The sequence below is a fragment of the Daejeonella sp. genome (assembly GCF_044348475.1).
Taxonomy (GTDB): Bacteria; Bacteroidota; Bacteroidia; order Sphingobacteriales; family Sphingobacteriaceae; genus Daejeonella.
Genome location: NZ_JBIKSU010000059.1, coordinates 1 through 11,988, shown reverse-complemented (window position 1 = coordinate 11,988; position 11,988 = coordinate 1). Strand labels below are relative to the sequence as shown.

The following is an 11,988-nucleotide window of genomic DNA, read 5'->3' as shown; positions in this document are numbered from 1 at the left end:
AGATCTAAATTTTAAATTTGTAATTGCTTCAATTGAAATAAAAGGTACAAAGATGGCTGAATTAGAATATAGTGATGATAGTATTCGTTCTCTCGACTGGAAAGAGCATATCAGGCTGCGGCCAGGGATGTATATCGGTAAGCTTGGTGATGGATCGGCCTATGACGATGGTATCTATGTTTTACTAAAGGAAATACTGGATAACTCAATCGATGAATTCGTGATGGGTTCTGGTAAGACTATCGAGATCACAGTTAGTGATAAAAAGGTCTCTATACGTGATTATGGCAGAGGCATTCCACTTGGGAAAGTGATTGATTGCGTTTCTAAGATCAATACCGGAGGTAAATACGATTCAAAAGCATTCCAAAAGTCTGTCGGTTTAAATGGTGTGGGTACTAAGGCTGTAAACGCTTTGTCATCTCATTTCATGGTTCAATCATACCGTGATGGACGAACAAAAAAGGCCGAATTTGAGCAGGGCGTACTCATTAATGATCTTCCTGAAACTGAAACTACTCAACGCAATGGAACAGCAGTAGTTTTTTACGCCGATGAAACCATTTTTAGAAATTATCACTATATCCCCGAATTCGTAGAAAGCATGATATGGAACTATGTGTTCCTTAATTCAGGTTTGACGATTAATTTTAATGGCACTAAATTTTTCTCGGAAAGGGGTCTATATGACTTGCTGACCAGAAATACTGATACTGAGACCCTTCGCTACCCGATCATCCACCTTATTGGAGATGATATTGAAGTTGCCATGACCCATGGGCAACAATATGGTGAAGAATATTATTCGTTTGTGAATGGTCAGCACACCACTCAGGGAGGTACTCATCAGGCGGCTTTTAGGGAGGCAGTAGTTAAAACAATTCGTGAATTTTATAAAAAGGAGTTCGATGCTTCGGATGTCAGAGCTTCAATCGTTTCAGCTATATCGATCAGAGTACAGGAACCTGTGTTTGAATCACAAACTAAAACTAAGCTGGGTTCACAGAATATTGCTCCTGATGGCCCTTCGGTACGTACTTTTATTAACGATTTTATTAAAAAGGCTCTGGATGATTATTTACACAAGCACCCCGCAGATGCCGATTCGCTTTTAAAACGGATACTTCAATCGGAACGAGAGCGTAAAGACATTGCCGGAATCAAAAAATTGGCCAATGAACGGGCAAAAAAAGCATCTCTTCACAATAAAAAATTAAGAGACTGCAAGATACATTTTGAAGATAGCCATGAGCGTAAACAAGATACAACCTTATTTATCACAGAGGGAGACTCAGCAAGTGGTTCCATAACTAAATCGCGTGATGTGATGACCCAGGCTGTATTCAGTTTAAAAGGAAAACCACTCAACTGCTACGGCCTAACTAAGAAAGTGGTGTATGAGAATGAGGAATTCAATCTGTTGCAGCATGCTCTAAATATTGAGGATGGGCTTGATAATTTGCGCTACAATAATATTGTGATTGCTACCGATGCCGACGTGGATGGGATGCATATTCGCTTATTGCTAATGACATTTTTTCTTCAGTTCTTTCCTGATCTGGTAAAAGCAGGACATGTTTCAATTCTTCAAACTCCACTTTTCAGGGTGCGCAATAAAAAGGAAACTATTTATTGTTATAGTGATGAGGAAAGGCAGCGGGCCATCAGGAAATTGGGTAATAAACCCGAAATAACACGATTTAAAGGATTGGGAGAAATATCTCCAGTAGAATTTGAGCTATTTATAGGTAAAGATATTCGTCTAGATCCTGTGATTTTGTCTAAAGAACAAAGCATTAAGAACCTGTTGGAATATTATATGGGAAAAAATACTCCCGATAGGCAGCAACATATCATCAAAAACCTTCGGGTGGAGGTTGATTTTGTTGGCGAAGAAGAGCCTCAAGAAGCAGTGGCCGAATTGTTGACTGATTGATCATGCAAAAAAGAAATATTTCCATTTGCTTTGATGAATATAATTCTATAGATGAACTAACTAGTCAGGATAAAATTCTCTGCATTGAGGCCAAGAAAGCAATGAGCAATTCTCATTCGCCATATTCTGGTTTCAGAGTTGGGGTTGCTGTGCAACTAGAAAGTGGTAGAATTGTTTATGGCAGTAATCAGGAAAATGTGGCCTATCCTTCGGGGCTTTGTGCTGAACGTGTTGCCCTTTTTATGATCGGTACAACTTATCCAGATGATAAGATAGTAAGCATGGCCATCACAGCCCAAACAGATCATTTTTTAATAAAAGAGCCCGTTACTTCTTGTGGTGCTTGCCTTCAGGTTATGGCAGAGTATGAAAAAAAGCAATCTCATCCAATCAATGTTCTATTTTATTGCCTCAATGGAGCAATTATTCGTACAACTGGAATAAAAACGTTGCTTCCATTTGCTTTTGAAGAAACGAGACTGCAAAAATAATCGTAAGTTGTATATCCAGCCAGTTGCCAGCAATGAAACAGATCATGGCCGCCAGGCTAATCGAAGGGTGGAGTTAGTTTTTATGAAGAAGAATTGATAGGGCAATTAACTAACCAAGACATTGATCTTAGTTGTTTTTATCGTAAGATTATTAAGACCTGTTAAAAACTTCCCGCTAACATTTTCCCGCGATAACTTATATTTACAATTCGATAGAACATCAATAACAGGATGAGTGAAGAAATAGAAAATACGGAAGGCGAAAACATAAATACGGAAGGTTTACATAATGTAATATCGCTTTCTGGTTTATATGAAAACTGGTTTTTAGATTATGCATCCTATGTAATCCTAGATCGTGCGGTTCCTCATATTCATGATGGGCTGAAGCCTGTGCAACGCCGTATTTTACATTCGCTAAAAGAAATGGATGATGGCCGCTTCAATAAGGCGGCCAATGTTATTGGTAATACAATGAAGTATCATCCACATGGTGATGCATCGATAGGTGATGCCATGGTTCAGATTGGACAAAAGAATTTGCTGATTGATACACAGGGAAATTGGGGCGACCCAATAACCGGTGATTCTGCTGCAGCTCCCCGTTATATCGAAGCTAGGTTATCCAAATTTGCTATTGAAGTTGTTTTTAATCCGGATACAACTGAATGGCAGAGTAGTTATGACGGAAGAAATAAGGAGCCAGTTACGCTTCCTGTTAAATTTCCTCTTTTGCTTGCGCAGGGTGCCGACGGCATCGCTGTTGGACTGGCAACCAAGATTATGCCTCATAATTTCATGGAACTAATTGATGCTTCTATTGAAGTTTTGAAGGGTAATCGACCAGACCTACTTCCTGATTTTCAAATGGGAGGCATGGCAGATTTCAGTAATTATAGTGAGGGTATGCGTGGTGGAAAGATTAGAGTGCGCGCAAAGATCGTAGAGCGAGATAAAAAAACACTTGCTATAACCGAAATACCATATACAACTACTACCGGCGGGTTAATAGACAGTGTGATCGCTGCTAACGATAAGGGTAAGATCAAGATCAAGAAGATTGAGGATAACACTGCCAAAAATGTAGAGATCATCATTCATCTTGCGCCGGGAATTTCTCCTGATGTGACTATTGATGCGCTTTATGCCTTTACAGATTGCGAAGTTTCAATTTCTCCAAATACCTGTATTATAAAAGGTGATAAGCCTTATTTCATGAGTGTGAATGATATTCTCATTGAAAGTACGCATCATACCAAAAACCTCCTGAAGCTTGAACTTGAAATAAAGCTTGCCGAGTTGAAAGAAAAGATATTTTTCAGTTCATTGCTTAAGATATTTATACAAGAAGGAATGTATAAAAATCATGAGTATGAAAGTTCAGGCAATTTCGAGACAGTGGTAGAAGTGTTAAACAAACTTTTTGAGCCATTCTTTCCGCAGTTTTATCGTGAAATACTTCCTGAAGACTATAAAAAGCTGATCGATAAACCAATGAGTAGCATTACTCGGTTTGATCTTAAGAAATCGGATGAGCAATTGCTTTCGTTAGAGAGTGACATTAAAGAAGTAAATAAGTTTTTGAAACACTTAACAGATTATGCCATTGCCTGGTTTGAAAAGTTGAGAGCTAAATACGGTAACGGTAGAGAGCGTAAAACAGAGATCAGAGCATTTGACAAGGTAGAAGCTTCAAAAGTAGCTTTAGCCAATGTTAAATTGTATATGAATCGTGAAGATGGCTTTATAGGAACGGGATTGCGAAAAGATGAATTTGTATGTGATTGTTCTGATCTGGATGAAGTGATCGTTTTTAGGGAAGATGGAAAGTTTAATGTTTCTAAAGTAGCTGAAAAGACTTTTGTTGGTAAGGGTATAGTGCATGCGCAGGTATTTAAAAAGAGTGATGAGCGTACTGTTTATAATTTGATTTATAAGGATGGTGAAAACGGCACCTCCTATATTAAAAGATTCTCTGTATTAGGCGTTACCCGTGATAAGGAATACGACCTTACTAAGGGTGCAAAGGGCTCAAAAGCATTATACTTTACTGCAAATCCAAATGGAGAGGCTGAAATCGTAACTATTCAGTTAAAACCACATTCCAAACTTAAAAAGTTGCAGTTCGATATTGATTTTGCAGATCATGTAATTAAGGGACGCAGCTCAATGGGAAATATTGTGACTAAGTATCCTGTAAAGAAAGTACTTCTAAAAAGTAAGGGTATCTCCACATTGTCAGGGCGCAAAATTTGGTTTGATGAAATTCTTAAGCGACTTAATGTAGATGGAAGAGGAAAATATCTTGGTGAGTTTGATGGCGATGATCGAATATTGACGGTTAATCAGCAGGGAATTTACGAACTGAGCAGTTTTGACCTAAGCAATCATTTTGACGACCATTTACTATTGATTGAGAAGTATAATCCTGAAAAAATATTTGCATTGATCTATCTTGAAGGGAAATCAGGCAGCCATTATTTGAAGCGATTTGTATTTGAAAACACTTCTATTGGGAAGAAATTGAGTGTGATCAGTGAAGAGTCAGGTTCGAAATTGGTCTTTATTTCAGGACATTCAAAGCCGATGATCAGGCTTGAGGTTGTCAAGGGCAAAACAAAAATTCCGGAAGTTTCTGATATCGATCTAGCTGAAGCTATTGAGGTAAAGGGCATGAAGGCTATGGGTAACAGACTGAGCCCGCATGAAGTAAAAAATATTGAAATTCTCCATTTACCTGTCGAAGAGCAGGAGTATGATGTAGTGGTTGAAGAGGTTCACGATATTGCTTTATCTGTCCAGGAGGCTTCAGAATTGAATCAGGCTACTGCAGTTTCTGTGTCTGTCAGCGATAGTGAAGAAAATGATGATGATACACCTGGATCCGTAAATGAATTAGCTGAAACCTCTGAAATAGATGATTCGGATATAGCGACCAAGTTTGACATTCTACCTGAAGCGCAAATAGACAGTTTTAAGGAAACGGAGAGTGAATCAGCGTCTGAATATTTAGAAGAGGAAACCATTTCTGATCCAGAAATATTGCCCGAAATTCAGATCGAAAGTTCGAAACAATCAGGAAGCTCTGCAAAAGCAAAAAAATCTGATTTGAGCGCTGAGGCTGCTTCTGAAAGAGTTTCAGACGTACAAGATAAAAACGTTAAAGAGCCAGAAAAACCAGTTAAAAAGATTGATTTTGAGATTACTAATCCCGATGATCTTGATATTGATGATAAGGGACAGATAGGCTTGTTCTAATCGTTTTTCATATTACTACCCTTAAGTGTAGCAGAGAAAAGTATTTTTAATCTGAAAATCTATTTCAATTTATCCCAAAAATCGCGGGTAAACTTGGTTAGTTTTGGCTGTATAACGTGCACGCAATAGGCTTTATTCGCGTTATTATTAAAATAGTTTTGATGATAATCTTCGGCTTCATAGAATGTTGATGCTGGGCTTACTTCAGTAACAATTGGTTGCTCAAAGACCATAGCTTTTTGCAGGCTATCGATCATGTTTTCTGCAATAATCTTTTGTTCCTGATTTTCATAAAATACCACTGATCGATATTGTGTTCCCATATCATTGCCCTGCCTGTTTAGGGTAGTAGGGTTGTGTGTTTTAAAAAACACTAATAATAGATCCTCAAAAGTAATTTCTGCAGGATCATAATCGATGCGGATTATTTCTGCATGGCCGGTATTACCCTCGCATATATCTTCATAGGTAGGATTAAGTTTATGGCCGCCCATATAACCAGATACTACCTTAGAAACACCTTTTAAATTCAGAAAAACTGCTTCTGTACACCAAAAACAGCCTCCTCCAACTATTGCCTGATTCATTTTTTTTGATGCAATTTCAAGATTTATTTTGAAAGTATTATAAGCCTATGGTAAACAAAAAGGGGATTTACAAAGTAACATCCCCTTTTTTAGATTTTGATTATTTTTATTGGTATTGTATATAACTTGGGCGTGGCTTAAGTTTCATAAGCTCTGCCGGAGTCATTAAACGGTTGGGAGCTTTTTTGAGGTCATTCTTATAGAATAATTTAAATCCTGTAAACTGTACCGGTTCTGAATAGATAAAGTGACGATGTGTTCCCATCTTTAGTTCGGGCTCACCCCAGCCATCCATGTGCATAACTACTTGAACTTCAGGCCTTAATTTTATACTTTGGTAGTTGGTTACCATCTTTTTTGTAAAACGGTGAATAACGAATATCTTAGGAGGCAGGTTATTGGCTTTTACTAGCTTTGCAAGGTAATCTGATACATAATTGATTTCTGAAGCATCATATGTCCCTATTTTTTTGCCTGGCAAAACTCCACCTTTCATCGAAAATTCAGGATCTATTCCCAGGTGAACATTTGGCATTTTTAGGTATTTTTCAAGACGGGGAAGTTCTTCCCTGATGGTGCTTAATGCTACCTGTATATCAAGAAAAACGATCATTCCTTTTTTCATTCTTGAGATGGTTAATACGGAGTCGATCTGCTTATCAGGCATTCGATTTCGGTATTTGCCATCTTTCCCAGGATCACCAGCTGCAACCACGGCAATATAATGTAAGGCCGGTTGTACCGGTGTTTGAGGATCTGCTTTTTCCCATTTGCTAACTTCAGCATAGAGCATTCGAAGCATTTCTTTTGGTGCATACTCGCCAAGTGCCCCCATTTTTTTAGAATACAGGTTCCCATAATAGGTAACTACTCTTTTATAAGGCAATATTGCTCCTGCTAGAGGATAGGGTTGTTTTTTTACAGGCCATTTGCCGGTAGTATCACCATTGGCAAGTTCTTTAATTTTTTTAGTATAAAGTGCAGTATCTATTGGCTCAGGTGCAGCATCTTCTTCAATATCTGAATCTGAATTGGCAAGTTCTCCATTAGCATTGATCGCTGATTTGTTTCCTGTTTTGCTGTTTGACTCTGAACAGCTAGTGAATAGGATTGTAAAAACAAGAAATGCAATGCTTGTTAGCAGTAATTTGGGTTTTGTCATTATTATTTTTGATTTTGGTATAGAAAGCTTTTTAAATTAACACATACTTCCTTTATTTACAAATATATTTTCTTAAATCTTACAAAACTTTCCAAATACACCCAAAGGCAACTTATATCCTGAACTTGCCTGTAGGTAAAGTTCACCGCTTTCTAGGTTTTGCACGTTCGGAAAAGATGAACGAATCAGATTTTCGACTATAACGGATGAAAAGCCTAGCGAATAGGTGTTCAAAATAAGAAAATGTTCATCTTCATCTAGTAATTTTACGACGTCTTCCATCATCTCCTTGATATTGTCTTCAAGCTTCCATTTTTCGCCATTCGGGCCGTGACCATAAGCCGGTGGATCGAGTATGATGCCATTGTATTTGCGTCCTCTTTTAACTTCGCGTTTAACGAATTTCAGGGCATCCTCAACGGTCCATCGAATATTTTCTAATCCAGACAAGGTCTGATTTTCATTTGCCCAGCTCACTACCTGTTTGATTGAATCGACATGAGTAGTTTCAGCACCTGCAGCACAGGCTGCTAAAGAGGCACCTCCGGTGTAAGCGAATAGATTTAGTATTTTTGGTTGTTCGGTTTTGAAACTTCTGATACACTTAATGATATAGTCCCAGTTGACGGCCTGCTCCGGAAAAATACCCAAATGCTTAAATGAAGTGAGGGCAAGCCTGAACTTTAAAGTGATATCTCCATTTTTATAATTAATATGCCATCTGTCGGGTGTTTTCTGATCTTTTTTGATCCACTCGCCTGATGTTGCTGAACGACCCTTGAACCGGATATGGTGTAATTTAGTCCAGTCGCTTTCTGGAAGTCCTTTTCCCCAAACAGCCTGTGGTTCAGGACGTATTAAGATCACATTCCCAAATCGTTCCAGCTTTTCAAAATCACCGCAATCGATCAGCTCGTAATCTTTCCAGTTTTCGGGGGTTAACAGTTGAATCATCTATTATTTTTTTTGTAAAGCCTGCATGAATTTGCTAGCAAATACAAATTCATTTACTTCAATATTATCGGTTTGAGCAATTTCTTTATTTGATCCTTCCCACCATTTTTTTCCTTCATGAAGGAAGATTATATTTTCACCGATACCCATAACAGAATTCATATCGTGTGTAACAACAATGGTAATGGTTTTATATTCAACAGTTAATTCCTGAATAAGATCGTCTATAACAATGGCTGTTTTAGGGTCAAGGCCAGAATTGGGCTCATCTACAAAAAGATATTTTGGGTTCATGGCTATGGCACGGGCAATACCCACTCTTTTCTTCATCCCACCAGATAGCTCGGCAGGAAATAATTTGTTTTTACCAGCCAGATTTACTCTTTCCAGACAGAAATTGGCGCGTTCTAGTTTTTCCTTGTGATTCTGATCGGTGAACATATTTATTGGAAACATGATATTATCCTCCACATTCATAGAATCAAAAAGAGCTGATCCCTGAAAAAGCATTCCAATCTCGGTACGAATTTCAATTCTTGATTGGAAATTCATGCGTGTAAAATTACGGCTATCGTAAATTACAGATCCTTCTTCAGGCTCATGTAAACCGACCATGCATTTCAATAAAGTTGTTTTTCCTGATCCGGATCCACCGATAATTAGGTTACACATTCCTGCTTTAAATTCTGCTGAAATGCCTTTTAAAACATGATTTTCGCCGAATGTTTTATGTATGTTTTTGACCTCTATCATAGCAATAACTGTGCAACAACGTAATCAGTGAAAAGTATAGCAATACAACTAATCACCACGGCCTTGGTACTTGAGCGTCCAACTTCAAGAGCCCCTCCATTGGTGTAAAAACCCTGATAGGCCGAAACTGAAGTAATGATAAATGCAAATATTACAGATTTAACCATCGAGACTGTAAACGTAAAGGGGATGAAAGTTGTAGTGATTCCATTAATAAAATCTTGTCCTGTAACGGCTCCAGAGGCAGTGCCTGCGATATAGCCCCCAGTGATTGTCAATCCTATAGAGATGATCACTAATAATGGAATCATGGTAACTGCACCAATGATCTTTGGCAGAATCAGGTAGCCAGGACTGTTAATACCCATTATTTCAAGTGCATCGATCTGCTCAGTAACACGCATTGTTCCTATTTGCGATGCAACACTTGACCCAACTTTTCCAGCAAGTACAATAGCAGAAATAGTTGGACTAAGTTCAAGTATTGCTGAGTCACGAACAATCATGCCAATCACGGATTTTGGAATAAAATCACTTACCAACTGAAATGCCGTTTGAACGGTTGTTACAGCACCTAAAAACAAGGATATAATAGCGATTATCCCTAGTGAGCCTATACCTATTGAAACCATTTCATGTAAAATCTCACTTCGGTAAATATTCCATTTTTCAGGTCTGCGGAACACAGCTTTTAGCAATAAAATATATTTACCTAAGGGGTGAAATATCATTTGATAATTGTTTTTTTACAGATTATACAATATTAATATAAAATTATCATCCGCTCGCAGATGATTAATAATTTAGCAAATGTAATCAATTGGCATTATGACTTAAATTACCCCAATTGATTTTCTTAAATTTAACTTATGAATGCTATTGTTACCGGTACAACCAAAGGAATAGGCAGCGCTATTGTCAAGCAACTTGCTGCTCACAATTTCAATATTGTTTTGTGTGCAAGAAACCAACAAGAACTCGATGCGCAACTCGCTGAGCTAAGAGAAGCCTATCCCAAACTTCGTTTTTATGGGATGAAGGCAGACATGGAAAATATGACTGATGTCAAAGAGTTTGCAAAATTCTCATTAAAATGTCTAGGATCTGCCGATGTTTTGGTGAATAATGCCGGTTTATACATTCCATCTGATGTATTGCAGGAAGAAGAGTCATCCCTAGAAAGGCAGATGAAAGTCAATGTTTATGCTCCGCATTATTTAAGTAAATTTATTGCGCAGAGTATGAAATTAAAATCTGCTGGTCATATTTTCAATATTTGCTCAATTGCAAGTGTTAAACCAGTAATTAACGCAGGCTCATACAGTATAAGTAAGGCTGCATTATTAAGTCTGAGCAAAGTATTAAGAGATGCATTAATGCCATTTGGTATCAAGGTTACAGCTATTTTGCCTGGAGCAACACTGACTGATTCATGGGCTGGAACCACCTTGCCCTCCGAAAGGTTTATTGCTCCAGAAGATGTTGCAAGCAGCATCATCAATTGCCTGCAAATGAGCGCAGGAGCAAATGTTGAGGAGATTATAATCAGGCCTTTAAAAGGTGAAATTTAAGATTGAATTTTTTCACCGACATTTCACTGGACTTTACCGAGAACATAGCATAACCTACCTAATTGATGTTCTCAGCATTAGGCTTATATCTTAGTTTTGATCTATCAATTCAAACAAAAAAGAATAATTGATCGTAAAAACTAAAACTAGCTGAATATTTAAACGCTAAGAAAATGGAAAAGAAACTTCAACGCAACCAACAGGATAAAATGATTGCTGGTGTTTGCTCCGGGCTGGCAGATTATTTTGATGTGGATGTAACCTGGGTTAGGATTGCCTTTGTAATAACTGTTATTGCAGGTGCTTCAGGTTTGCTTGCTTACCTAGTACTTTGGATTGCTGTTCCAAAAAAACCTTATCTGCCTAATTATGCAAAGTTTACTACAGATTATAACGTAAATGACCCTGCAAATACATCTAATCCAATGCCGGGAATGTCATATTCAAAACCTAAGAAAAAAGATACGGGTAAGGGACGTTTAATTGTAGGAGTTATTTTTATAGTATTTGGAACATTCTTCCTTCTGAACGAATTTAATTTGATCCCTGATTGGGTTGAGTTTCACAAACTATGGCCATTGATATTAATAGGAATGGGAATTTATACGCTTTCTGGAGCTAAAAATAATGCTAAATGGAAAGATGATTTGGCTCAATTTACCACATTTAGTGAACCCGAAGTAAAGCCTGAAATTCCTGAAAATAAAAGCACTGAAGAAACTAACCCAAATACTGACGATCCTACAAATAAGACTATATGAAAACTGGAAAAATTGTATGGGGAATGATCTATATTTTCATAGGATCGATATTCCTACTGGATAACTTTAACGTAATAGACTTTTATTGGGTTTCTGTATGGCGTTTTTGGCCTGTGATTTTTATTCTGATTGGTATCAATATGCTGCTCAGCAGGTTTGGGAATCAAAAGGCAGTTCCTGCCCTGGTTGCTGCAATTACATTGTTAACCTTAGTGCTAATCGGATATCAGGGTTCTCGTCCCAATAAGGATAGCAAGTGGATCAGCTTCCAATTCGACAATGATGATAGTGAGAATGATTCAACACGAAATGCTCCGAGTTATTTTATAGAGCCTTATGGTGGTGCCAAGAGAGCAGAATTAAGAATTCAGGGTGGAGCTACCAGCTTTAAACTTCAGGATACAACCTCGAGTCTTTTTGAAGCAGATGTTAAAAGACAGTTTGCAAAATATACTCTCACAAAAAGTATCAGCGATTCTGTTGAAGTTTTAAATTTCAGGATGCGCAGCGGAGAA

At 37.8% G+C, this 11,988-nt stretch carries 11 protein-coding genes; 6 read left to right on the top strand and 5 right to left on the bottom strand.

Annotated elements, in window-relative coordinates; genetic code table 11:
* Positions 1–52: 52 nt before the first annotated feature.
* The 3 genes from ACIQZ6_RS09925 (at position 53) to ACIQZ6_RS09915 (ending at position 5,685) form a co-directional block, all read left to right on the top strand.
* On the top strand, positions 53–1,936 hold the full coding sequence (locus ACIQZ6_RS09925; RefSeq protein ID WP_395810636.1) for a DNA topoisomerase IV subunit B: 1,884 nt from the start codon (positions 53–55) through the stop codon (positions 1,934–1,936).
* Positions 1,937–1,938: 2 nt separating this feature from the next.
* Complete coding sequence (locus ACIQZ6_RS09920) at positions 1,939–2,427, top strand: cytidine deaminase (RefSeq protein WP_395810634.1); 489 nt, start codon at positions 1,939–1,941, stop codon at positions 2,425–2,427.
* 231 nt (positions 2,428–2,658) lie between these two features.
* Positions 2,659–5,685, top strand: coding sequence for a DNA gyrase/topoisomerase IV subunit A (locus tag ACIQZ6_RS09915; protein WP_395810632.1), 3,027 nt, complete (start codon positions 2,659–2,661; stop codon positions 5,683–5,685).
* 59 nt (positions 5,686–5,744) lie between these two features.
* Here ACIQZ6_RS09915 and msrA read toward each other — a convergent pair whose 3' ends face one another.
* The 5 genes from msrA to ACIQZ6_RS09890 form a co-directional block, all read right to left on the bottom strand.
* Positions 5,745–6,272 (bottom strand): peptide-methionine (S)-S-oxide reductase MsrA, encoded by a 528-nt coding sequence (gene msrA / locus ACIQZ6_RS09910; protein WP_395810630.1) that lies wholly within the window; start codon positions 6,270–6,272, stop codon positions 5,745–5,747.
* Between the two features lie 106 nt (positions 6,273–6,378).
* The gene (locus ACIQZ6_RS09905; RefSeq protein WP_395810628.1) at positions 6,379–7,434 is read right to left on the bottom strand and encodes a hypothetical protein; all 1,056 of its coding nucleotides are present in this window, start codon (positions 7,432–7,434) and stop codon (positions 6,379–6,381) included.
* Between the two features lie 72 nt (positions 7,435–7,506).
* A complete protein-coding gene (locus tag ACIQZ6_RS09900) occupies positions 7,507–8,388 on the bottom strand; it encodes a class I SAM-dependent methyltransferase (protein ID WP_395810626.1) in 882 nt (293 codons plus the stop codon).
* A 3-nt stretch (positions 8,389–8,391) separates the two neighbouring features.
* Positions 8,392–9,141: an ABC transporter ATP-binding protein gene (locus ACIQZ6_RS09895; protein WP_395810624.1), complete on the bottom strand. Its 750-nt coding sequence runs from the start codon at positions 9,139–9,141 to the stop codon at positions 8,392–8,394.
* Positions 9,138–9,872, bottom strand: a complete 735-nt coding sequence (locus ACIQZ6_RS09890) for an MlaE family ABC transporter permease (RefSeq protein ID WP_395810622.1) — start codon at positions 9,870–9,872, stop codon at positions 9,138–9,140. The genes ACIQZ6_RS09895 and ACIQZ6_RS09890 overlap by 4 nt, the downstream gene beginning before the upstream one ends.
* Before the next feature lie 138 nt (positions 9,873–10,010).
* Between ACIQZ6_RS09890 and ACIQZ6_RS09885 the strand changes: the two genes are divergently transcribed.
* The 3 genes from ACIQZ6_RS09885 to ACIQZ6_RS09875 form a co-directional block, all read left to right on the top strand.
* Positions 10,011–10,712, top strand: coding sequence for an SDR family NAD(P)-dependent oxidoreductase (locus tag ACIQZ6_RS09885; protein ID WP_395810620.1), 702 nt, complete (start codon positions 10,011–10,013; stop codon positions 10,710–10,712).
* Between the two features lie 173 nt (positions 10,713–10,885).
* A complete protein-coding gene (locus ACIQZ6_RS09880) occupies positions 10,886–11,473 on the top strand; it encodes a PspC domain-containing protein (RefSeq protein WP_395810618.1) in 588 nt (195 codons plus the stop codon).
* On the top strand, positions 11,470–11,988 hold a 519-nt coding region (locus ACIQZ6_RS09875; RefSeq protein ID WP_395810616.1), incomplete at its 3' end, for a LiaI-LiaF-like domain-containing protein. The genes ACIQZ6_RS09880 and ACIQZ6_RS09875, both read left to right, overlap by 4 nt.

Bases quoted from the DNA above. Each gene is read 5' to 3' on its own strand.
- ACIQZ6_RS09880 (WP_395810618.1), top strand. From the start codon at position 10,886: ATGGAAAAGAAACTTCAACGCAACCAACAGGATAAAATGATTGCTGGT.
- ACIQZ6_RS09925 (WP_395810636.1), top strand. From the start codon at position 53: ATGGCTGAATTAGAATATAGTGATGATAGTATTCGTTCTCTCGACTGG.
- ACIQZ6_RS09900 (WP_395810626.1), bottom strand. From the start codon at position 8,388: ATGATTCAACTGTTAACCCCCGAAAACTGGAAAGATTACGAGCTGATC.
- ACIQZ6_RS09905 (WP_395810628.1), bottom strand. From the start codon at position 7,434: ATGACAAAACCCAAATTACTGCTAACAAGCATTGCATTTCTTGTTTTT.
- ACIQZ6_RS09915 (WP_395810632.1), top strand. From the start codon at position 2,659: ATGAGTGAAGAAATAGAAAATACGGAAGGCGAAAACATAAATACGGAA.
- ACIQZ6_RS09920 (WP_395810634.1), top strand. From the start codon at position 1,939: ATGCAAAAAAGAAATATTTCCATTTGCTTTGATGAATATAATTCTATA.
- msrA (WP_395810630.1), bottom strand. From the start codon at position 6,272: ATGAATCAGGCAATAGTTGGAGGAGGCTGTTTTTGGTGTACAGAAGCA.
- ACIQZ6_RS09895 (WP_395810624.1), bottom strand. From the start codon at position 9,141: ATGATAGAGGTCAAAAACATACATAAAACATTCGGCGAAAATCATGTT.
- ACIQZ6_RS09890 (WP_395810622.1), bottom strand. From the start codon at position 9,872: ATGATATTTCACCCCTTAGGTAAATATATTTTATTGCTAAAAGCTGTG.
- ACIQZ6_RS09885 (WP_395810620.1), top strand. From the start codon at position 10,011: ATGAATGCTATTGTTACCGGTACAACCAAAGGAATAGGCAGCGCTATT.